The sequence below is a fragment of the Streptomyces sp. NPDC056835 genome (genome assembly GCF_042789485.1).
GTDB lineage: Bacteria > Actinomycetota > Actinomycetes > Streptomycetales > Streptomycetaceae > Streptomyces.
This window is the reverse complement of the sequence record NZ_JBHUBB010000002.1, coordinates 400,770-421,189: the sequence shown is the minus strand read 5'-3', so window position 1 is coordinate 421,189 and position 20,420 is coordinate 400,770. Positions and strand designations below refer to the sequence as shown.

Annotated in this window: 20 protein-coding genes and 1 pseudogene; 10 read left to right on the top strand and 11 right to left on the bottom strand. The window is 69.0% G+C overall.

What is annotated here, in order from left to right; translation table 11 throughout:
• The first annotated feature begins 445 nt into the window (after window positions 1–445).
• The gene (locus ACFRMN_RS04460) at window positions 446–1,399 is read left to right on the top strand and encodes a hypothetical protein (protein WP_383012990.1); all 954 of its coding nucleotides are present in this window, start codon (window positions 446–448) and stop codon (window positions 1,397–1,399) included.
• A 61-nt stretch (window positions 1,400–1,460) separates the two neighbouring features.
• Here ACFRMN_RS04460 and ACFRMN_RS04455 read toward each other — a convergent pair whose 3' ends face one another.
• The gene (locus tag ACFRMN_RS04455; RefSeq protein WP_383012988.1) at window positions 1,461–1,700 is read right to left on the bottom strand and encodes a DUF397 domain-containing protein; all 240 of its coding nucleotides are present in this window, start codon (window positions 1,698–1,700) and stop codon (window positions 1,461–1,463) included.
• Window positions 1,697–2,524 carry a Scr1 family TA system antitoxin-like transcriptional regulator gene (locus ACFRMN_RS04450; RefSeq protein ID WP_383012985.1) on the bottom strand — a complete coding sequence of 276 codons (828 nt, stop codon included), beginning with the start codon at window positions 2,522–2,524 and terminating at the stop codon, window positions 1,697–1,699. The genes ACFRMN_RS04455 and ACFRMN_RS04450 overlap by 4 nt, the downstream gene beginning before the upstream one ends.
• A gap of 113 nt (window positions 2,525–2,637) precedes the next feature.
• On the opposite strand from ACFRMN_RS04450, the gene ACFRMN_RS04445 reads away from it, so the two are divergent.
• The 5 genes from ACFRMN_RS04445 (at window position 2,638) to ACFRMN_RS04425 (ending at window position 7,707) form a co-directional block, all read left to right on the top strand.
• Window positions 2,638–3,123 (top strand): ATP-binding protein, encoded by a 486-nt coding sequence (locus tag ACFRMN_RS04445; protein WP_383012982.1) that lies wholly within the window; start codon window positions 2,638–2,640, stop codon window positions 3,121–3,123.
• Between the two features lie 333 nt (window positions 3,124–3,456).
• Window positions 3,457–4,620: a lactonase family protein gene (locus ACFRMN_RS04440; RefSeq protein ID WP_383012979.1), complete on the top strand. Its 1,164-nt coding sequence runs from the start codon at window positions 3,457–3,459 to the stop codon at window positions 4,618–4,620.
• A 215-nt stretch (window positions 4,621–4,835) separates the two neighbouring features.
• Window positions 4,836–5,300 carry a hypothetical protein gene (locus tag ACFRMN_RS04435; RefSeq protein ID WP_383012976.1) on the top strand — a complete coding sequence of 155 codons (465 nt, stop codon included), beginning with the start codon at window positions 4,836–4,838 and terminating at the stop codon, window positions 5,298–5,300.
• 9 nt (window positions 5,301–5,309) lie between these two features.
• On the top strand, window positions 5,310–7,118 hold the full coding sequence (locus ACFRMN_RS04430; protein WP_383012973.1) for an alpha/beta hydrolase: 1,809 nt from the start codon (window positions 5,310–5,312) through the stop codon (window positions 7,116–7,118).
• 124 nt (window positions 7,119–7,242) lie between these two features.
• Window positions 7,243–7,707 carry a hypothetical protein gene (locus tag ACFRMN_RS04425; RefSeq protein ID WP_383012970.1) on the top strand — a complete coding sequence of 155 codons (465 nt, stop codon included), beginning with the start codon at window positions 7,243–7,245 and terminating at the stop codon, window positions 7,705–7,707.
• Window positions 7,708–7,829: 122 nt separating this feature from the next.
• Here ACFRMN_RS04425 and argS read toward each other — a convergent pair whose 3' ends face one another.
• Window positions 7,830–9,590 carry an arginine--tRNA ligase gene (gene argS, locus ACFRMN_RS04420; RefSeq protein WP_383012967.1) on the bottom strand — a complete coding sequence of 587 codons (1,761 nt, stop codon included), beginning with the start codon at window positions 9,588–9,590 and terminating at the stop codon, window positions 7,830–7,832.
• Window positions 9,591–9,731: 141 nt separating this feature from the next.
• Here argS and lysS point away from each other — a divergent pair, with 141 nt between their 5' ends.
• Window positions 9,732–11,516: a lysine--tRNA ligase gene (gene lysS, locus ACFRMN_RS04415; protein WP_383012964.1), complete on the top strand. Its 1,785-nt coding sequence runs from the start codon at window positions 9,732–9,734 to the stop codon at window positions 11,514–11,516.
• Window positions 11,517–11,645: 129 nt separating this feature from the next.
• Here lysS and ACFRMN_RS04410 read toward each other — a convergent pair whose 3' ends face one another.
• The 3 genes from ACFRMN_RS04410 to ACFRMN_RS04400 form a co-directional block, all read right to left on the bottom strand.
• A complete protein-coding gene (locus ACFRMN_RS04410; protein ID WP_383012961.1) occupies window positions 11,646–13,103 on the bottom strand; it encodes a DUF2637 domain-containing protein in 1,458 nt (485 codons plus the stop codon).
• Window positions 13,104–13,339: 236 nt separating this feature from the next.
• Complete coding sequence (locus ACFRMN_RS04405; protein ID WP_383012958.1) at window positions 13,340–14,116, bottom strand: DUF3558 domain-containing protein; 777 nt, start codon at window positions 14,114–14,116, stop codon at window positions 13,340–13,342.
• A 128-nt stretch (window positions 14,117–14,244) separates the two neighbouring features.
• Window positions 14,245–15,150: a DUF3558 domain-containing protein gene (locus ACFRMN_RS04400; protein ID WP_383012955.1), complete on the bottom strand. Its 906-nt coding sequence runs from the start codon at window positions 15,148–15,150 to the stop codon at window positions 14,245–14,247.
• A gap of 187 nt (window positions 15,151–15,337) precedes the next feature.
• On the opposite strand from ACFRMN_RS04400, the gene ACFRMN_RS04395 reads away from it, so the two are divergent.
• A complete protein-coding gene (locus tag ACFRMN_RS04395; RefSeq protein WP_383012952.1) occupies window positions 15,338–16,531 on the top strand; it encodes an RtcB family protein in 1,194 nt (397 codons plus the stop codon).
• A 74-nt stretch (window positions 16,532–16,605) separates the two neighbouring features.
• Here ACFRMN_RS04395 and ACFRMN_RS04390 read toward each other — a convergent pair whose 3' ends face one another.
• Window positions 16,606–17,379: an SDR family NAD(P)-dependent oxidoreductase gene (locus ACFRMN_RS04390; protein ID WP_383012949.1), complete on the bottom strand. Its 774-nt coding sequence runs from the start codon at window positions 17,377–17,379 to the stop codon at window positions 16,606–16,608.
• A 165-nt stretch (window positions 17,380–17,544) separates the two neighbouring features.
• Entirely contained in the window at window positions 17,545–17,898 is a 354-nt protein-coding gene (locus tag ACFRMN_RS04385) for a YnfA family protein (protein WP_383012947.1), read from the bottom strand.
• 88 nt (window positions 17,899–17,986) lie between these two features.
• Between ACFRMN_RS04385 and ACFRMN_RS04380 the strand changes: the two genes are divergently transcribed.
• On the top strand, window positions 17,987–18,502 hold the full coding sequence (locus ACFRMN_RS04380; protein WP_383012944.1) for a hypothetical protein: 516 nt from the start codon (window positions 17,987–17,989) through the stop codon (window positions 18,500–18,502).
• Window positions 18,503–18,547: 45 nt separating this feature from the next.
• On the opposite strand, the gene ACFRMN_RS04375 is transcribed toward ACFRMN_RS04380, so the two are convergent.
• From ACFRMN_RS04375 to ACFRMN_RS04365, 3 genes and pseudogenes are all read right to left on the bottom strand, one after another.
• A complete protein-coding gene (locus ACFRMN_RS04375; protein ID WP_383012942.1) occupies window positions 18,548–19,282 on the bottom strand; it encodes a Mut7-C RNAse domain-containing protein in 735 nt (244 codons plus the stop codon).
• Window positions 19,279–19,872 (bottom strand): GNAT family N-acetyltransferase, encoded by a 594-nt coding sequence (locus ACFRMN_RS04370; protein WP_383012939.1) that lies wholly within the window; start codon window positions 19,870–19,872, stop codon window positions 19,279–19,281. The genes ACFRMN_RS04375 and ACFRMN_RS04370 overlap by 4 nt, the downstream gene beginning before the upstream one ends.
• A 52-nt stretch (window positions 19,873–19,924) precedes the next feature.
• Window positions 19,925–20,128 (bottom strand): annotated as a pseudogene (locus ACFRMN_RS04365) (helix-turn-helix domain-containing protein); the annotation flags it as partial.
• A 45-nt stretch (window positions 20,129–20,173) separates the two neighbouring features.
• Between ACFRMN_RS04365 and ACFRMN_RS04360 the strand changes: the two are divergent.
• Window positions 20,174–20,404 (top strand): hypothetical protein, encoded by a 231-nt coding sequence (locus tag ACFRMN_RS04360; protein ID WP_383012936.1) that lies wholly within the window; start codon window positions 20,174–20,176, stop codon window positions 20,402–20,404.
• Window positions 20,405–20,420: the final 16 nt, after the last annotated feature.

Sequence of the window (20,420 nt, the reverse complement as noted above, 5' to 3'; positions counted from 1 at the left end):
CGAGATCCTCACCAAGGTCCGACTCGTCCAGACCAGCGTGAAGAAACTCGTCAATAACAACTCGAAGTAACACGATCAGAATCACAAGACACTAGTCGAGTACCAGCCAAGTCATCAGCACCCGGGCCCGCCGCGCCCGTCGGCGAGCGCGTGACGCCCGACCGGCGCGGGCGGCCGGTCCAACGGAGTTGCGGCGCGGAATCGCAGCGGAGCATCAGACAGAAGCCGAGCCGGGTCGGGCCGGACTCGTTGACCACCAGGTCCCAGTCACCCTCCACCGGCAGCCCTCGCGGCGGATTGAGGTGAACTCGCGCAGGCTCCGAAGCCCCTGGATGAACAATCGCGTCCCGCCGTTGAACATTCATTGCCCAGGCTTTTCGCCGGGCCCGCCGGTCCTGACCATGGGAAGTCGTCCATCTCCACGACCTCCTAACGAAGGATCACCGTGCCTCGTCTGAGACCCGTTCTGGCCACCCTGCTGGCCGCGTTCGTGGGCGGCACCACTCTCCTCCTGGCCCCGACCGCACAGGCCGCCCCCAGCGACGCCGACCTCGCCTACCGCTGGGCTCCCGTGCACTACCAGGACAGCTCGGCGAACTACTACACCGCCGACTACCTGGCGCCGGTGAACTACGACGGCGACTGGAACACCCTCAACAACTGGGACAACCTCGACGCCAACACCGCCCGGCTGACCGGCACCGTGTACTACTCGGTGGCGGAGACCGCGACGCACTGGTACATCACCTACGGCTTCTTCCACCCCCGGGACTGGAAGGACTACCCGCTGAACCTCTTCTCGCACGAGAACGACATGGAGGGTCAGGTGGAGGTCGTCCGCAAGGACGGCAGTGAGTACGGCACCCTTCAGGCCGTCGTGACGCTCGCGCACGACAACATCTACTCGTACACCCCGCCCGGCAGCCCCTTCACCGACGGCCGCGAGAACATCGACGGCTCCGTGGTCATGCAGAACCACGACGGTGCGGCGCACCCGACGAGCTTCCAGGAGGCGCGCGGTCACGGTGCCTACGCCTGGAACGGCGGCGAGTTCCCCGGCGGCGACGGAATCGTCTACAAGCCGAGCCGCACCGGCGGCTCGGTCCCGACCGGCGGCAACGACCGCGACGCGCGGTACGGACTGGTCGACCTGACCGCCGCCGACAGCCTCTGGGGCCGTCGCAACAACACGGAGACGTTCGCCTCGTGGGGCGTGTTCCGGGGCGACAACGGCAAGGACAACTCGGCGCGCGCTCCGTGGGGCTGGGACGACATGAACGACGGCAGCGATCTCCAGGCGGGCGCGATGGTGACGGACCCCGCTTACCTGATCTCCAAGTACTTCGGAAACACGGGCGATCTGAGCCTGACGTACCTGCGCAACCCTTACCGCGGCTGATCCTCGGCGGGGCGGGGGCGGCGGGACGTGAATCCCTCCTGCCGCCCTTCGCTCGGAAGATTCAGCGGGCCGCGAAGGCGGTGAAGGCGGCCCAGGCGGTGGGGGCGAGGGTGAGGGTGGGGCCCGTGGGGGTCTTGGAGTCGCGGATGTGGATGGCGTGGGGGCAGGTGGCGACTTCGAGGCAGGCGCCGCCCGCGTCGTCGCTGTAGCTGGACTTGCGCCAGTCGTAGGCGACTTCGAGGCACTCGCCGCCTTCACTGCCGCTGTAGCTGGATTTGAACCACTGAAGCGCGGTGTTCATTGCTCTCCTAGAAGCTCGTCCAGCAGGCCCAAGGAATCCTCGGGTGTAAGGGCCTGCGAACGCAGCATCGCATACTTGCGCGCCAGGATGGACACCTCATCGGGGTCGGAGACCCACTGGCTGCCGCGCTGGGTTTCGTTGTAGGCGAGATGCTGGTGATCGGCGGTTTCCAGCAGGATGAAGGGGCCGTCCAGCCCGGCGTGGGTTGTCCGGTGCAGCAACAGGAACTGGATCGAGAGGCCGGGGAGTTCAGCACATGTGCGTAGGTGGCGCAGTTGGTCGGCGTAGACCTCTGGGCCCCCGATGGGAAGGCGGAACACTGGCTCCCAGATGACGTAGCTGATGGTCGGAGGGACCTTGCGGTGCAGGATCTCTTGGCGCTCGATTCGGGCGGCCGTTTTGGTCTCGACTTCGTCCTCGTCGAAGGCCGGGATGCGGCTGCGGAAAACTTCGCGTGCGTATGCCTCGGTCTGGAGCAGGCCAGGCAGGACCTGGTTCGCGTACAGCGACAGAGTGATCGCCTCGCGTTCGTGGTCCACGTACTGCTCCGCCCACAGCGGGAACAGATCGATCTCCGGCATGTTGGCCACCCCGACCGACAGCGCCCCCTTCGTATCGAGCAGTTCGTCCAACATCTCCGCCAGATCCGCCTTCAGCGGCCGTCTGCCCTGCTCGATCGACGCGATGGTCTCCTCGTCGGCGACGACGCGTTCAGCGAGGGAACGCTGTGTGTAGCCCGCCGCCCGGCGGAAGGCCGCCAGCTGGGCGCCCAGCATCTTCATCGCCGAGGCGTTTTTCTTCCTCGGATGTTTCCTGGCATTCATGCCGGCCCAACTCCCCACGTCCGCGCGTACTTGATCCTGGGACAGCCCGTACAAAAGATCTGTACGGGGTCACCTGGTGCTCAAGTTTAGTTACTCTCCGCGACGATCGCTCCATGACTGCGACAACTCGCCACTCCGTGCTTCGGGAGCGCTTCTTCCGCCGCGATCGCCGGTCCGTTCCCGCCGCCAGGCTGTTCACCCACCAAGCCCTCGTCGCCTGGGATCTGACCGAAGGCTTCCGGGCCGACGACGTATTGCTGTGCGTGAGTGAGCTCAGCACCAATGCGCTGCTGCACGGGGTGCCTCCCGGTCGGGGGTTCCGGCTGAATCTGGGGTACGACGGCGACGTGCTCCGTATCGAGGTGCACGACAGCGGCCCCGGGGTCCCACGGATCGTTGATTCGGCGGACGGCGAGGGCGGGCGCGGGCTGCTGCTCGTGGCGGCGTTCGCCGACACGTGGGGTGTGGGGGAGCGGAATCCCGGCAAGGTGGTGTGGTGCGAGTTCGCGGTGGACCGGAAGGAAGCCGACGAGACGACGCCCCCGGCGGTCACGCACCACGCCGAGGGCTGGCTCGGTCTTCTGCTGACCCGGCCTTAGGGCCCCCACCCGACACCAAACCCACCGGGTCACCCCGGCTACCCCTCGGTCCTGACCCCGCACCCCCGCACCCCCCGCACCGCCGCGTCAGATGACCTGCGGTCGGCGCCCAGCGCCGTCATGCGCCGTGCGGTCCGGCCACGTTTGCCCCGTCGGGCGTGCGACCGTTCGCCACCCTTGATCATCCGAATGAATTACCCGCTGGGCGACGGTCCGCCGACGCGGGCCCCCCTCCCCTCACTATGACGGCGGAAAGACGCCCTGTTCCGGCTGCGGTGTACGCCTTCCTCACGGAGTCCCCCGCCGCGGCCGGTCCGACTCAGGAAGAGGCAGATGCCGACAACTACCCGCAGTTTCCCCCGTATCGTCAAGGCCGCCGTGGCCGTGGTCCTCTCGACGGCGGCCTTCGCCGTGCCCGCCACCGCCACCCCCGCGACCGCTACCCCTGCCGCGCCCGCCAAGGGCCACGCCAAGGCACTGTTCGTCCAGAACGACCGTGTCGAAGGCAACCAGGTGATCGCCTACAGCCGCGACGCCGATGGTTCCCTGCACAAGCGTGCGGTGTACGGCACCGGCGGCAAGGGCGGTGTCCTCGGCGGCTCTGTCGTCGACCACCTCGCATCTCAGGGATCGCTGACGTACGACGCTCACCACAAGCTGCTGTACGCGGTCAACGCCGGCAGCAACACGGTCACGGTGTTCTCGGTGGAGGGCGACCGGCTGCACCGTAAGCAGGTCATCGAGTCCGGCGGCGTGTTCCCGGTCAGCGTCACCGCGCACGGGGACCGAGTATTCGTACTCAACGCGCGCGAGGGCGGCTCCATCCAGGGCTTCCGGCTCAAGGAAGGCAAGCTGCACCGGGTCGCGGCCTGGCACCGTGCGCTGCGTCTGAACACCGGCGCCGCGCCCGAGTTCACCCACACCCCGGGCCAGGTGGCCTTCACCCCCGAGGGATCGCAGCTCGTCGTCACCACCAAGCTGGGTGGCAACAGCATCGAGGTCTTCCACCTCGACCGTGACGGCGTGCTGTCGCACAAGCCTGTCGTGGACAGCAAGGAGGGCGCGCAGCCGTTCGGACTGACCTTCGACGCGCACAACCGGCTCGTCGTCGCCGACGGCGTGGAGAACAGCCTCCTGACGTTCCGTCTCGACAAGGACGGCCGGACCACCCTCCTCGATGCCGCACCGACCGGCCAGCAGGCCACCTGCTGGGTCTCCCGCACGGGCGACCACTTCTACGCCTCCAACGCCGGCAGCAACACCGTCACCCGCTTCCGCCAGCACCCCGAGGCCCGCCTCGAACGCCAGGGCAACACCCCGACGGGCGTCGGCACGGTGGACTCGTCCATCACCCCCGACGGCCGCTTCCTCTACGTCCAGACCGGCGGCGCGGGCGCCGTCGACGCCTTCCGCATCCACAAGGACGGCTCGCTGACCAAGATCAGCACCACCAAGGTGCCCGACGGAGTCGGCGGCGAAGGCATCGTCGCGCTCTGACGGAGCCGTCGCAAGCAGTAGCTGACACCCCGTTCCCGTTCACGTGGCCTCCCTCGTGAGCGGGAGCGGGGTGTCTGCCGCTGTGGGCCCACTCGGCGGGGGTGAGCAATTGATTTCGCCTCTCGAAGGCGGGGATCATGGCGTGTTCCCGGGGCTGTCCGGGTAGCGGGGTTACGGGGTTACGGGGTAACGGGGTAACGGGGAGGTTTTCGCGGATGACGTGGGACGAGTGGGAGGCGCTCAAGGCCGATGCGGCGGCGCGCGGTTCCACACAAATGCAGTTGAACCAGGCTCCCGCCGCCGATCAGGGAGGCGGGACCGCGACGGGCACGGCTTCGGAGGATGTGAAGTCGGACAAGAAGGCATGGGCAACGGCCGGTGAGGGCGTCAAAGGTCTGAAGGACGGCATCGGCAAGGCGTTGACGAAGCTGGACGACGGGCAGGCGGGGCTGGGTGACACCGGCGGGTGTCAGAGCGCGGCGGCGCAGAAGGAGTTGTACGACTCCTGGAAGAAGTACGTCGGTGATGTGAGCAGCCGCTGTGACGAGTTGGGCGGGCTTCTGGAGAGGTCGGGTCACGATCTGTCGAAGCCTGACCAGGAGCTCAAGGTGGAGCTGGACGCGCTCAAGCTGAAGTATCAGGACACCGAGGCCGTCGGCGGCCAGGCGAAGGAGAAGTGATCCGCGGTCATGGATCTCGCGACGCTGAAAGCCTTCAAGCCGTCGGAGTACGAGGAATCGGGGGATGGCTACCGGGCGACCGGTGAGATGGCCGGCACGGCCAAGGACACCATCGACAACCAGATCTGCGCGGGGGTGCGCAATCGGCTCAAGGGCGTGACCGCGACGGCCGCCCTGCGAGAGCTCCAGGAGTTGTCGAAGAACTTCCACTACGTGCAGACAGAGTGCGGTCTGGCGAGTACCGCGCTGAATGGGTTCGCCTTTGACATGGCGGTGGCCAAGCGAAAGCTGGAGGCGGCGATCGAGGACGCTCGCGCCGACACGTGCACGGTGAACCCGGACGGCTCGGTCACCTATCCGGCAGGTAAGAAGCCCGGCGACGAGAAGACCGCCGACGGCGGCACGGTCTCCGGGAGCGCCGGGGGCAGCACCACCTCGGATGCCCTGGAGCGCCAGGCGGCGAACATCCACCCGAACCCGAACTACGGCAGGGCGATGGGGTACGCGAACCGGATCGCCGACGCGTTGAAGGAGGCCACCGACGCGGACGCGAAGTGGGCGCCGAAGCTGCGTGTGCTGAGGGCCGACGACGATCTGACGGTCTCCAAGCGGGACTGGTCCGACGCGCAGTCGGACATGGGCGGGGTTCGCGAGGCGGGCAGGAGCTACCTCGATTCCCTGCCGCAGCCCCCGAAGGACGGCAGCCCGATGGACAACGCATCGTGGTGGCAGAGGCTCAGCCCGGACGAGCAGGCAGCGTGGCTCTCCCTCCGGCCCGATGCCGTGGGGGCGCTCGACGGGCTGCCGTCCACGGTTCGGGACGAGGCCAATCGCGTGGTCTTTGAGGAGAAGCGGGGGCAGCTCCAGATGGAACTCGACTCCATCCCGAAGCCGCCACTCAACGAGTGGACGTGGATTACCGCAGGTATGTACCCGTCCAAGGTGCACACCGACGAATGGATGGAGTGGCACAAGAAGTACGGGGACCGGTACGAGCAGCTCAACAAGTCCCTCAACGGTATGAAGAGCATCCAGGAACGCTTCGACAAGACCGGAGAGGGGGGCCTGCCCGAGGCGTACCTGCTCGGATTCAGCGCGGAAGGCAATGGCCGGGCCATCGTCGCGAACGGGAATCCGGACACGGCTGATCACCAGGCGGTCTATGTGCCGGGTACGACGTCCAATCTGGGTGGTATCGGCGGCGACATCGACCGGATGGCCAACGTGTGGCGTGTGGCCGACGGAGCCAACAACGGCTCGGTCTCCACGATCACCTGGCTCGGGTACGACGCCCCGCAGAACATCGTCAAGGACTCGCCGTTCAGCCACTACGCGAATGACGGTGCCCCGGCCTACAACCGCTTCCTCGACGGCCTCGACGCGTCGCGTACCGTCGAGTCGGACCCGCACCGCACGGCGATCGGCCACTCCTACGGCACGACCCTCATAGGGTCGGCGGCCCGGCAGGGTGACCTGAACGCGGACGACGTGATTCTCGCCGGCAGCCCCGGCGTGCAGGTGAGCAACGCCGACCAGATGGACGTCCCGAAGGGGCACGTCTGGAACCAGGAGGCCGAGGGGGATGTCGTTCCGGACGTCGGCCGCTTCGGACATGGGGGAACCGACTGGCACGGAGCCTTTACGACTCCCAGCGACGAACGCTTCGGCGCCAACCAGTTGACCACGGACACCGAAGGCCACAGCGACTACTGGAAAGAGGGCACCGACAGTCTGCGGAACCAGGGTCTGGTGGTGGCGGGCAAGGGTGACAGCGCCGAGCTCAAACCGCCGCCGGACCGCTGGGCGTATACGAAGTAGGGACGACCATGTCCCGCAGCACGTGTCCTGTTCCGACCAATCGAGGCTCATCGACTTGAAGAACAAACTGGGTGTATCCGCGCTCCTCGTATCAATCGCCCTTACGACCCTCACTGGATGCGGCATGACTGACACCGACAGCTCCGACGACATCCCCACCGCGGGCGTCAGCACCTCGGAGGAAGCCGCCGACGAGGCGGCGAAGGTCTCCAGCGAGATCTACGACCTGATCGGCATCGAGGGAAAGGCGTCCAACACCGGAGCGGGTGTCACGGAGTGCGGCGGGAAGGATCCGGAGAAGTATTTCCAGGTCTTCCACCCGTGGACCTTCACTCCGGCATCGGCCGACCAGCTCGACGGTGTGATGGCACGGCTCAAGGAGGAGCTGCCCAAGCACGGCTGGAAGGTCGTTGATTACGGGCCGGACACGAGCAAGAACAAGAACCTCAGCCTCACGGCCGACAACGACGCGAAGAAGTACAGCGTCAAGATCGCCCACTTCTCGAAGGACACCCCGCCGAACCTCAACCTGATGGTCGTCTCCGGCTGCTACCAGGTGCCGGAGGGCCAGAAGGTCGAGCGGTTCTGAAAGCGCCGCTTCCATGGCGCCCTCGACCCGGGCAGCGCCGGTCCGGGCTTGAGAACCAAGCCCGGACCGGTGAGGGGGCACGAACCGGTGCCCTGCGGAGCGATACGACCTGGTGCAGGTCGTTACAGGCGCTCGGGCGCCCGGATGCCCAGGAGTGCCAGGCCCTGCTGGAGCGTGCGGGCCGTGATGTCGCAGAGGAAGAGCCGGTTCTCGACCAGTTCCGCCGGGTTGTCGTCGCTCAGTACCTTGCACTGGTCGTAGAACGTCGTGAAGTGCGACGCCAGTTGGTACAGGTACGCGGCGAGCTTGTGCGGCTCGTACGCCGACGCGACCTCCGCCAGCACCTCGCCGAACTGGTCCACGTGCAGACCGAGCGCCCGCTCGGCCGGGGCCAGTTCCAGCTCCGGATGGGCGACCGGACCGGCCTCGCCCGCCTTGCGCAGGATCGACTGGATACGGGCGTACGCGTACTGGATGTAGACGGACGTGTCGCCGTTCAGCGAGACCATCTGGTCGAGGTCGAACTTGTAGTCACGGGCGGCGGACGTCGACAGGTCGGCGTACTTCACCGCGCCGATGCCCACCTGCTTGCCGCGCTCGGCGATCTCCTCCTCGCTGAGGTCCTTCGCCTTTTCCCGTACGACCGCCGTCGCCCGCTCGACCGCTTCGTCCAGCAGGTCCTCCAGCCGTACGGTCTCGCCCGCACGGGTCTTGAACGGCTTGCCGTCCTTGCCGAGGACCGTGCCGAACGCCAGCTGGACCGCGTGGACCTCGTCGTTGAGCCAGCCGGCCCGGCGGGCGGTCTCGAAGACCATCTTGAAGTGCAGCGACTGGCGCACGTCGACCACGTACAGCAGGGTCGTCGCCGACAGGTTCCGCACCCGGTCGCGGATCGCGGAGAGGTCGGTGGCCGCGTAGCCGTAGCCGCCGTTGCTCTTCTTGACGATGAGCGGGACCTTGTTGCCGTCCGGGCCCTTCACATCGTCGAAGAACACGCAGAGCGCGCCCTCGGAGCGGACCGCGACCCCGGTCTCCTCCAGGATCCGGCAGGTCTCCTCAAGCATGTCGTTGTAGCCGGACTCGCCGACGATGTCGGGGTCGCGGATCTCCATGTCCAGCTGGTTGAAGACCGAGTAGAAGTAGATCTTCGACTCGTCCACGAACCGCTGCCACAGGGCCAGCGTCTCCTTGTCACCGGCCTGGAGGTCCACCACCCGGTCCCGGGCCCGCGCCTTGAACTCCTCGTCGGAGTCGAAGAGCGCCCGGGACGCCTTGTACAGCCGGTTGAGGGAGGACATCGCCTCCTCGCCGGAGGTGGCGGCGCCCTTGTGGTCCAGCTCGTGCGGGTGCTCGATCAGATACTGGATGAGCATGCCGAACTGGGTGCCCCAGTCGCCGATGTGATGGCGCCGGACCACCTTCTCGCCCGTGAACTCCAGGATCTCCACCATCGCCGCGCCGATCACGGCGGAGCGCAGATGCCCGACGTGCATCTCCTTGGCCACGTTCGGCTGCGCGTAGTCGATGACGGTCGTGCCGGGGTTCCGCTCGTACGGGACACCGAGCCGGGCGTCCGCCGCGCGGGCCGCGAGGGTGTCGATGATCGCCCGGTCCGTGATCGTGATGTTGAGGAAGCCGGGGCCGGAGACCTCGACGTCCTTGATCACACCATCGGCGGGGAGGGACGCCACGACCCGCGTCGCCAGCTCGCGCGGATTGCCCTTGAGCTGCTTGGCGAGCGCGAGGAGACCATTGGCCTGGAAATCGGCCCGGTCGCTTCGGCGCAGCAGCGGGTTCGCGGGACCGGCCTCCGGCAGGGCTGCCGAGAGGGCGTCCGCGATGCGCTGATCGACGGTCGAAGCGAGGGAAGTGACCGAGGCCATGGGCTGGTGCCGTTCCTGTTGGGTGCGGAGGGAAGTCCTGCCCAGTATCCCATGGGGTAACAAGCCATTTTCGCTCTCCCGGGGGGACCTGGGAGAATGGCAGCCGCCGGAATGTTTGGGCGTACGAGAAAGAAGAAGGACGTGCCGATCGTGGCTCAGAGCACCGAGACCGACTGGGTCTCCCGTTTCGCGGACGATGTCGTCGCCGAGTCGGAGCGACGTGCGCCTGGCAAACCGGTCGTCGTCGCGTCCGGACTCTCTCCCTCCGGCCCCATTCACCTGGGGAATCTCCGTGAGGTCATGACCCCGCACCTGGTCGCGGACGAGATCCGCAGGCGTGGCCACGAGGTCAGGCATCTGATCTCCTGGGACGACTACGACCGCTATCGCAAGGTCCCGGCCGGCGTTCCGGGTACGGACCCCTCCTGGGCCGAGCACATCGGCAAGCCGCTGACGTCCGTGCCCGCCCCGGCGGGGTCGGCGTACCCGAACTGGGCCGAGCACTTCAAGGCGGCGATGACCGAGGCGCTGGCCGAGCTGGGTGTCGAGTACGACGGCATCAGCCAGACCGAGCAGTACACCGCCGGGGCGTACCGCGCGCAGATCCTGCACGCGATGAAGCACCGCGCGGACATCGACGCGATCCTCGACCGCTATCGGACGAAGGACAAGCCGAAGAACGCTCCTGAGGGGCAGCAGCAGGGCCAGAAGCAAGGCCAGCAGCAAGGTCAGAAGCAGGGGCAGAAGAAGCCCGAGGAAGCCGAGCTGGAGGCCGCCGAGGGCTCGGGCGCTGCGGCCGAGGACGACGGCAGCGGCGGGGCCGCCGGCTACTTCCCGTACAAGCCCTTCTGCGGCGGCTGCGGCAAGGACCTCACCACCGTCACCGCGTACGACGACGAGACGACCGCGCTCACGTACACCTGCACGGAGTGCGACTTCTCCGAGACCGTCCTGCTGAGCGAGTTCAACCGCGGCAAGCTGGTCTGGAAGGTCGACTGGCCGATGCGCTGGGCGTACGAGGGCGTGATCTTCGAGCCGTCCGGGGTCGACCACTCCTCGCCGGGGTCCTCGTTCGTCGTCGGCGGGCAGATCGTGCGTGAGATCTTCGACGGCGTGCAGCCGATCGGCCCGATGTACGCCTTCGTCGGGATCTCAGGGATGGCGAAGATGTCGTCCAGCAAGGGCGGCGTGCCGACCCCGGGCGACGCGCTGAAGATCATGGAGGCGCCGCTGCTGCGCTGGCTCTACGCGCGGCGCAGGCCCAACCAGTCGTTCAAGATCGCCTTCGACCAGGAGATCCAGCGGCTCTACGACGAGTGGGACGCGCTGGAGCGCAAGGTCGCCGACCGTTCCGTCCTGCCGGCCGACGCCGCCGCGTACTCCCGCGCCACGGGCACGGCGGCCGGTGAGCTGCCGCGTACGCCGCGCCCGCTGCCGTACCGCACGCTGGCCTCGGTCGTGGACATCACGGCCGGTGCCGAGGAGCAGACCCTGCGGATCCTCAGCGAGCTGGACCCGGCCCAGCCGCTGGCCTCGCTGGACGAGGCGCGTCCCCGGCTGGACCGCGCACAGAACTGGATCACCAGCCAGGTGCCGGCCGAGGCGCGGACGATCGTGCGCTCCGAGCCGGACCAAGAGCTGCTGGACTCGCTCGACGCGCGGGGGCGCGAGTCGCTGCGGCTGCTGCTTGAGGGCCTGGACAGCCACTGGTCGCTGGACGGGCTGACCACGCTCGTCTACGGCGTGCCCAAGGTCATGGAGGGGCTGGCCCCCGACGCCAAGCCCACCGCCGAACTGAAGACCGCCCAGCGGTCGTTCTTCGCGCTGCTCTACCGGCTGCTGGTCGGCCGGGACACCGGGCCGCGGCTGCCCACGCTGCTGCTGGCGGTGGGCGCGGACCGGGTGCGGACGCTGCTCGGCGGCTGAGGCCGGGCTGCGGCCGGTGACGGTCCGATCGGTGACGCGGAAGGGTCCTCGCCCGGTGGGTGAGGGCCCTTCCGGGCGTATGCGGTTTCCCTACGTTTCCCTACGCTGCCTACGCTTCCCTACGCTTTCCTATGCGATGTGCTCGTCCAGCTCCGACTGGTACCGGAAGCGGAAGTCCTTCAGGTAGGGGCGGAGCGAACTCTCGCTCAGCGGGCCGCCGGTGCGGCCGGTGATCCCGTACAGATCAACCAAGTACAGCCCGAACTGGCGGCCGTTGGGGAAGTCGCCGTGCTCGCTGATGTACTTGCGGAAGGCGCTGAAATACGCCTCCTCGCGGGAGAGATCGTCGGGGAGGGCGGGGACGGGAAGATCCTCGGGCTGGTCCTGGACGGTGGCGGGCTCGGTGTACTGCCGCTGCTCCGCGGTCCGTTCAGGAACCTGCTCCGGCTCCGGGGCCGAGTACGGGCCCTCCACGCGCTGACCGGGCACACCGCCGAGCGGGCGGCTGCGGCCGGGGCCGGCGGGGATCATCACCGGCGTGGGGTCCTGGCCTTCGGGGTGCGCGGGGTTGTACGCGCCTTCGTACGCCGCCTCTTGTACCTGCGGGGCCGCGAACCAGGGACTTGTCTGGGGCTGGGGCTGGGGGTGCTGCTGGGGCTCGGGCTGCTGGAGGTTCTGCGGCTGCGGCTGGAGGTTCTGTGCCTGCGGCTGCGGCTGCGGCTGCGCCTGCTCCTGCGGCGCCTGCTCCTGCTTCCGCAGCTGTGGCGGTATCTGCTGCTGAGGTTGCTGCTGGGGCTGGGGCTGCGGTTCCGTCTGCTCCTGGGACGGGACCGCGGCGGGTATCTCGCCCCGGCCCTGCGGGAGTTCGGCCACCGGGGGCGCGGGCGGCAGCAGCACCGGTTCTATTCCGGCGGCGGCCAGCCCCGACGGAGCGGTGTCGGCGAGCGGTACGCCGTACTTCGCGAGCCGGAGCGGCATCAGCGCGTCGATGGGCGCCTTGCGGCGCCAGTTACGGCCGTACCGCGCCTGAAGGCGCGACTGGTAGATGAGCCGGTCCTGTTCGAGCTTGATGACCTGCTCGTACGAACGCAGCTCCCACAGCTTCATCCGGCGCCACAGCTTGAAGGTGGGGACGGGCGAGAGCAGCCAGCGGGTGAGCCGTACGCCCTCCATGTGCTTGTCGGCGGTGATGTCGGCGATCCGGCCGACCGCGTGGCGCGCCGCCTCGACGGAGACGATGAAGAGGAGCGGGATCACCGCGTGCATCCCGACGCCCAGAGGGTCCGGCCAGGCGGCGGCGCCGTTGAAGGCGATCGTCGCGGTCGTCAGCAGCCAGGCCGACTGGCGCAGCAGCGGGAACGGGATCCGCATCCAGGTCAGGAGGAGGTCGAGCGCCAGCAGGACGCAGATTCCCGCGTCGATACCGATCGGGAAGACCAGGGAGAATCGACCGAAGCCCTTGGCCTCGGCGAGTTCGCGCACGGCGGCGTAGGACCCCGCGAATCCGATCGCGGCGATGATCACCGCTCCGAACACCACGATCCCGATGAGAATCCGGTGCGTGCGTGTCAGTTGCATCGCGGCCACCCGCGATCTCCTCCCGTATTCGGCCTGTATGGGGCGTCAGGTACTCGACAACAACCACTCGACGACCCGACACCCGGCGGGCACAGCCTGGCACATGTGTGCGCACGCCGTGGCGCGGGGAGTGGAGCCCGGCCTTCAGGCGCGGTCCGGGCCCTGTGGATAAGCGGAGAAAACGACCGCGGGCGACCGCGGGCGAATGCGGGCGGCCTCCGTCGGCGGCAGTCCGCCTCAGCGCCTCAGCTCGCCTTGGTCGACGCCGACGGGGCGTCGGACCCGGCCTTCGAGCTCTCCCCGGCGGCCGGCGCGTCCTCGGAGCCGGCGGCGACCGCCGCGACAGCCTCCTTGGCCGCCTTCTCCGCGTTCTTCGTCAGATCGGCGGAGCTCGGCGACTTCGCGCCCGCGTAACCCGCTCCGTTGTAGGTGAGGGTGATCACGACATTCTCCGCGCGGGCCACGACAGTGGCGTACGCGAAGTCCTCGTCGGTCTTGTTGAGGGTGTACGTGACCAGCGTCGCCTGGTCGCCGATGCCGGCCGTGGCGACCGACTTGAGGCTCTTGGCGCCCGCCGTGCCCTGGGCCCCGGCGACCTCCTTCGCGTAGTACTCGCCGGCGCGCTTGGCGCCGGTGCCGAGCGTGGCGTCGGAGTCGTAGCGCATGAGGGAGACATCGAGCCAGCGGTACTGCGAGCCCTTGACGCCCTTGTCGTCCAGACCGTTCCAGGAGCAGCTGCCGCGGCTGTCGATGTCGCTGGACTTCGCCGACGTACCGCTCTTGTTCTTGACCTTGGGAACGAGCGAGCCGACCGTCTTCGCGCCGATCGTGTCGCAGGCGTCGGGGAGCCCGCTGTACTTCGCCGGTGCGACGGTCGGGGTCTTTGACGCGCTCGGGCTCGACGAGGAGCCGTCGGCGTCGCTCTTGTCGCCGGAGTCGGACGAGCAGCCGGCGACGACGAGCATCACCGGAACGGCTGCGCAGGCGAGTATGCGGGTGAGTCGCGAGGCTGAACGGTGCATGGTTCCTTCAGTCGGTCGGTTGTCGTACGGTCCGATCGGCCACGGTAACCGCCGAGCCGGGTCCGCGGGCTCCCGGAACGGGAGTCCGGGCCCCGCGCGCCCGGGGCGGGCGGCGGGGACGGGGGCCGCTATTCGTTGAGCTGCTCGTTGAGCTTTCCGGCCAGTCTCCGCGCCTTGTCCTGCAGTTCTTCACTGTCGGGGACCACGGCGAGGTGGGCGGACTGCTCGGTGTACCGGACGGTCACGATCACATTCGATGTGCGGAACACCACGCTCACCGTGCGCCGCTGAGCGGCCGCTCCGGCGCGGGCGAGGACGTCGTCCAGGAAGGCCGCGTCACCGAGGCTGTCCAGGACGCGCGGTTCGAGGCCGTCGGGGGTCGTGCCGTCGGACGGCGTGCCGGACGGCGTCCCGGAGGGCGTGCCGGACGGGCTCCCGGGGCCGGAGGGGGCGCCGGGGGAGTCGGCGGAGCCGGTCTGTGGGGTTGTGCCGGTACCCGTACCCGTACCCGGACCCGTTCCCTTGTCCGCGGCGGAACCCGAGGCGGAGGCAGTGCCGCTCGGCGTCCCGGAAGCGCTGGACGGGGGCAGCCCCGCGGCGGTCTCCTTCTTCGCGTAGACCTCCTGCGCCCGGTCGGCGTCGCTCACGGCCGGGTCGTACGACACGACGCGTTCGAGGTCGATCACCAGCTGGTTCGAGGCGTCGGGGGCCGTGGCCTTCCAGCTGCATCCGACGCGGCGGTCCGTGTCGTACGTCACGGAGGCCGTGCCCTCGTACACCTTCGCCTGCTGGTCCTCGGGGAGCGAGGCGGCGCCGGGCAGGAGATCCTTGAGCGTGGAGCGCGGCACGGAGCCGCAGGGCTCGCGCAGCGTGCGGTACTTGCCGGGCTGAGCGGCGGTGGCGGTGGTGGGGCCGCCCGGCTTGGCGTCGGTGGCGGCGCCGTCCGCACCGCTGCCCCCCGAGCAGCCGGCGACCACCACCACGAGGAGCGCCGCCAGGCCGGGTACGTACGCCTTGCGCGCCTTAGGCTGCACGGTCCCGGGCTCCCTTCTGTACGGGGTTCCCGCGCGGGGCTCCGCGCGAAAACTGCTTGCCGCCGTATGACGGTCGATGGACACAATGTCTATCGCACGCGACGCCGTCGATGCTGGTCGGCTGTCTCTTTTGACAGCCCTGGTTCCGGCTTTTGCGTTATGAGACTTTCGGGGGAATCGAGGGGTTATGTCGTATATAGAGATGCCGGGCGCGAAGGTGCCGATCCGGATGTGGGCGGACCCCGCGACGGTCGAAGAAGGCGCCATGCAGCAGCTCCGGAATGTTGCCACACTGCCCTGGATCAAGGGCCTCGCGGTGATGCCGGACGTGCATTACGGCAAGGGCGCGACGGTCGGTTCGGTGATCGCGATGCAGGGCGCGGTCTGCCCGGCGGCGGTGGGTGTGGACATCGGGTGCGGGATGTCGGCGGTGAAGACGTCCCTGACGGCGAACGATCTGCCCGGTGATCTGTCCCGGCTGCGCTCCAAGATCGAACAGGCCATCCCGGTGGGCCGTGGCATGCACGACGAGGCGGTGGATCCGGGGCGGATGCACGGGTTCGCGACGGCGGGATGGGCGGATTTCTGGGGGCGGTTCGACGGAGTCGCCGATTCGGTCAAATTCCGTCAAGAGCGTGCCGTAAAGCAGATGGGAACGCTCGGATCGGGCAACCACTTCATTGAGTTCTGTCTAGATCAGTCGGATTCGGTCTGGCTGATGCTCCACTCGGGGTCCCGGAACATCGGCAAGGAACTCGCCGACCACCACATCGGCGTGGCCCAGAAGCTGCCGCACAACCAGGGGCTGATCGACCGGGACCTGGCGGTCTTCATCGCGGACACCCCGCAGATGGCCGCGTACCGTAACGACCTCTTCTGGGCACAGGAGTACGCGAAGAACAACCGCGCGATCATGATGGGGCTCTTCCAGGACGTGGTCCGCAAGGAGTTCAAGAAGGCACGGGTGATCTTCGACCAGGTCATCTCCTGCCACCACAACTATGTGGCGGAGGAGCGGTACGAGGGCATGGACCTGCTGGTCACGCGTAAGGGCGCGATCCGTGCGGGCAGTGGCGACTTCGGCATCATCCCGGGCTCCATGGGCACGGGTTCGTACATCGTGAAGGGCCTGGGGAACGAGGCGTCGTTCAACTCGGCCTCGCACGGCGCGGGCCGGAGGATGAGCCGTAACGCCGCCAAGCGCCGGTTCTCGACACAGGACCTGGAGGAACAGACGCGGGGCGTGGAGTGCCGTAAGGACTCCGGCGTCGTGGACGAGATCCCGGCCGCGTACAAGCCGATCGAGCAGGTCATCGACCAGCAGCGGGATTTGGTCGAAGTGGTGGCGAAGCTGAAGCAGGTCATCTGCGTGAAGGGCTGAAGCGGTTGGGCGTCACGGCCCCGTACGGGATGCCGTGACGCTTCAGCCGTTCTGATCCGTCCCCGTCAGGGGTGTCACAGTTCGCGGTGGACCTTGGAGTTGGACGCCTGGGCGCGGGGGCGTACCACCAGGAGGTCGATGTTGACATGGCTCGGGCGCGTGACCGCCCAGGTGATGGTGTCGGCGACATCGTCGGCGGTGAGGGGTTCGGCGACGCCCGCGTAGACCTTCGCCGCCTTCTCGGTGTCGCCGTGGAAGCGGGTGGTGGCGAACTCGTCGGTCTTGACCATGCCGGGGGCGATCTCGATCACCCGGACCGGCGTGCCGACGATCTCCAGGCGGAGGGTTTCGGCGAGGACGTGGGCGCCGTGCTTGGCCGCGACATAGCCCGCGCCGCCCTCGTATGTGCTGAGGCCCGCGGTGGAGGAGAGCACCAGTACCGTGCCGTCGCCGCTCGCGGTGAGGGCGGGGAGCAGGGCCTGGGTGACGTTGAGCGTGCCGAGGACGTTCGTCTCGTACATCCGGCGCCAGTCCGCGGGGTCGCCGGTGGCCACCGGGTCGGCGCCGAGCGCGCCCCCGGCGTTGTTGATCAGGACGTTCACGGAGGGGAAGCGGTCCAGCTCGGCGGCGAAGGCGTCGACGGCCGCGCGGTCGGTGACATCGAGGGCGTACGCGGAGGCGTGCTGCCCGGCGGCGGTCAGTTCGGCGGCGAGCGCGTCGATACGGTCCTTGCGGCGTGCGGTGACGATGACGTGGTAGCCGGCGGTCGCGAGTTGGCGGGCGGTGGCGGCGCCGATGCCGCTGCTCGCTCCGGTGATGACGGCGATGGGGGTCCCCGCGGCGGTCATGACGTACTCCTCGCGCGTGTGATCGGTGATCTATGTCGGACCCGGCCAGGATAGGCGGGGCGTGCGGGCGGTGCCCGTGGTGTCCGCGGAGTCCGTGGTGCCCGGACGCGGGGACCGGACGTGGGACGGAACGCGGGGGTGGGGGTCGGGGTGTGGCGGTGCGCGTCAGTGGCCGCGGGGCGCGTACATGATCACCGCCATGCCGGCCAGGCAGATCAGCGCTCCTGTCACATCCCAGCGGTCCGGACGGTAGCCGTCCGCGACCACGCCCCACGCGATCGAGCCCGCGACGAAGACCCCGCCGTACGCGGCGAGGATGCGGCCGAACTCGCCGTCCGGCTGGAGCGTGGCGACGAAGCCGTACGCGCCGAGCGCGATGACTCCGGCGCCGATCCAGATCCAGCCGCGCCCGCCGCCCCCGCTGCCGTCGCCGCGTACCCCCTGCCAGACCAGCCAGGCGCCGCCGATCTCGAAGATGGCGGCGACGGCGAAGAGGGCGGCGGAGCGGAGTACGAGCATGGGGGACAGCGTGTCATGTGGGTGACCGGGGGCGCGCCGGGCCTGAGGGTGGCCCGATTCGCGATGTGATGATCGGTATGTTCCCGCCATGGGTGTCAAGCGCAAGGCGTTGCTGGTGGCGGTGTCGGCCGTCACGGCGGTGGTGATGGGTGCGGGTCCCGGCTTCGGTGCCGACGCGGGCGTCGGCGTCGGGACCCTTGGTGTTCGGGATGCCGTCGTGCCGGAGGCCGATCTCTCGCACCACGGGCATGTGTCGCTGTGGAGCGAGGAGTTGACGGTCCGCTTCGAGTCCGAGAACCACGGCCCGTCCGCCCTGCCGGACGCGACCGTGCGGCTGGCCTTCTCGGTCTCCCTCGCGGCCGGGCAGAGCCTGCCGGCCAACTGTCTGCGGGGCGGTGACCGGGTGGTGCTCTGCCGTACGGGTCCGCTCCGGGCGGGCGGGCGGAGCCCGGAGACCGCCCTCGACCTGAAGACGGCCGGCCGGCCGGTCGAGGCGGTCGTGTGGATCGACACCGACTGGAACGGCGGCGCGAGCGACCCGAACCCCGAGAACCACCGGCACCGGGTGCTGGTCCCGGCCACCGGGGACCCGTACGTCTTCTGACCGTCCGGGGAACAGCCCTGCCCCCGAAGACCGATCGGACAGGACCTACGCGGCGGCGTCGCCGAATTCCCGTACCGCGTCCTCGACGATCGCCGCCAGCCGGGCGTGGTGCGCGCCGCGCCAGTACACCTGGCCGCAGGCCGTGCACTGGGCGAAGACGTCGTACGAACGCTGGGTGCCGTGCTCCAGCTGTTCCTGGACGGACTCCTTGTCCGCGGGGCCCAGGCCGCCGTTGCAGGCGGTGCAGCGGGTCCATGGCGCGAGGGCGGGCGCGAAGCGTTCCAGGACGTCCCGGAGCTGGTCGTCGGGGCGGTCGCTGTAGATATACGCCCCGGCCCAGATCTCGCGGCGGCGCAGCAGCCCGCGGTCCCGGGACAGCATCACCCGGCGCTCGGCGGCGGAGAGGGTGGCCAGGGCCGGATCACCCAGGTCCTCGTTCTCGTACGCCGCGTCGACGCCGAGCAGCCGCAGCCGTCGCGCGAGCGTGCCGAGATGGACGTCGAGCAGAAAGCGCAGGGGAGCGCCCGGCACCCGCTGCGGGCGGCTCACCGCCCGTACCTCGATGGATTCGCCCGGGGCGGGGATGTGCGAGACGGACACCTCGCGGCCGTCCACGAGCAGCGCGCCGGCCTCGGTGAGCGGGACACCGATTGATTCGACGACATGACCGAGCGTGGACGCCCCGTCGGTGCGGAGGGGCGTACGTCCCCGACGCCGCTCGGCGGGGACGAAGAGGCGCAGCTCAGGGGCGAAATCGATCTGGATCTCCGGTCCGTTCACGTCGTCAGGATGTCATTGGACGCGGGGGCCGGGCCAGGGCTTTCCGGCGGGCCTTCCGTGCCGTGGGCGCCGGGGGTGAGGTCCAGCCGCCAGTCGTTGGCGCGCATCAGCTGCCCCTTCGGGTACTCGACCCGGCACGGGCCCTGGAGCGTGAACCCCACCCGGCGGCACAGCGCGTTCGACGACCGGTTGTCGACCGACGGGAAGGCGTGCAGATAGCGGTACTCGCCCTCGGCGCGCGCCTTCGCCACGACGGCCGCCGCTGCCGCCGCCGCGATGCCGCGCCCCTGATGGGCGGCGAGCACGCCCCAGCCCGTCTCGTACACCCGCTGCCCCCGCCAGGTCTGCTCCCAGAACCCGATCGTGCCGACGGCCTCGCCGGCCGGCAGCAGCGAGATCCGGAACATCCGGCCCCGGCCCGTACGGTCCGCGCTCAGGTCCACGTACCGTCTGTGCCGTGTGAGCAGCTGGTCCTCGGTCTCCGGGCCGCCCAGATGGCTCATCAGCTCCGGCGCGTTCATGGCGCGGAGCAGGCCGAGATCGCCCTCGGACCACGGATCCAGCCGTACTCGCGGCGCTTCGCTCTCCATGTCACGCACTGTAGGGCTGGGGTCTGACATTCGGGCGTCCGGCTGCTGATGCTCAGGGGTCCTGGAGTCCGGAGTCCTGGGGCCGGGAGTCTTGAGGTCCGGCGTCTTGAGGTCCGGCGTCTTGAGGTCCGGGGTCCTGAGGTCTGGCGTACGCCGTCGGGGGTACCCCGACCGTCGCCGTGAAGTCCCGTACGAGATGGGCCTGATCGCTGTAGCCGAGCTCGGCGGCCAGCTCCGACCAGTCCACCCCCAGGTCCGCGTCCGTCGCCGGCATGACCTCGGCGATCGGTACGGCGCGATGGTGGTCGGTGATCTGGCCGTCCACGGGTGGGATCTGGCGCGGGCCACGGGGCAGCCGTACGAGCCGGACGCGGCGCTCGTCGGGATGCTCGGGGTGGAGTTCGGGGCGCTGGCCCCGACGGCGCGGAGGATGGGGGTGTTCGGGGAGGCCGTGCCGGTGGGGGAGGACGCGGGTCCGTTCGAGGAACTGCCGGCCATGACGGGGCGCGACCCGGGCTGGAGCCGTCCGTAGCGCGTCCGTGGGGCGC

Coding starts and splice junctions, on each gene's coding strand:
- ACFRMN_RS04455 (WP_383012988.1), bottom strand. CDS start 1,700: ATGAACACCGCGCTTCAGTGGTTCAAATCCAGCTACAGCGGCAGTGAA.
- ACFRMN_RS04405 (WP_383012958.1), bottom strand. CDS start 14,116: ATGCACCGTTCAGCCTCGCGACTCACCCGCATACTCGCCTGCGCAGCC.
- ACFRMN_RS04395 (WP_383012952.1), top strand. CDS start 15,338: ATGTCGTATATAGAGATGCCGGGCGCGAAGGTGCCGATCCGGATGTGG.
- ACFRMN_RS04390 (WP_383012949.1), bottom strand. CDS start 17,379: ATGACCGCCGCGGGGACCCCCATCGCCGTCATCACCGGAGCGAGCAGC.
- ACFRMN_RS04380 (WP_383012944.1), top strand. CDS start 17,987: ATGGGTGTCAAGCGCAAGGCGTTGCTGGTGGCGGTGTCGGCCGTCACG.
- ACFRMN_RS04385 (WP_383012947.1), bottom strand. CDS start 17,898: ATGCTCGTACTCCGCTCCGCCGCCCTCTTCGCCGTCGCCGCCATCTTC.
- ACFRMN_RS04430 (WP_383012973.1), top strand. CDS start 5,310: ATGGATCTCGCGACGCTGAAAGCCTTCAAGCCGTCGGAGTACGAGGAA.
- ACFRMN_RS04370 (WP_383012939.1), bottom strand. CDS start 19,872: ATGGAGAGCGAAGCGCCGCGAGTACGGCTGGATCCGTGGTCCGAGGGC.
- ACFRMN_RS04425 (WP_383012970.1), top strand. CDS start 7,243: ATGACTGACACCGACAGCTCCGACGACATCCCCACCGCGGGCGTCAGC.
- argS (WP_383012967.1), bottom strand. CDS start 9,590: ATGGCCTCGGTCACTTCCCTCGCTTCGACCGTCGATCAGCGCATCGCG.
- ACFRMN_RS04440 (WP_383012979.1), top strand. CDS start 3,457: ATGCCGACAACTACCCGCAGTTTCCCCCGTATCGTCAAGGCCGCCGTG.
- ACFRMN_RS04445 (WP_383012982.1), top strand. CDS start 2,638: ATGACTGCGACAACTCGCCACTCCGTGCTTCGGGAGCGCTTCTTCCGC.
- ACFRMN_RS04435 (WP_383012976.1), top strand. CDS start 4,836: ATGACGTGGGACGAGTGGGAGGCGCTCAAGGCCGATGCGGCGGCGCGC.
- ACFRMN_RS04450 (WP_383012985.1), bottom strand. CDS start 2,524: ATGAATGCCAGGAAACATCCGAGGAAGAAAAACGCCTCGGCGATGAAG.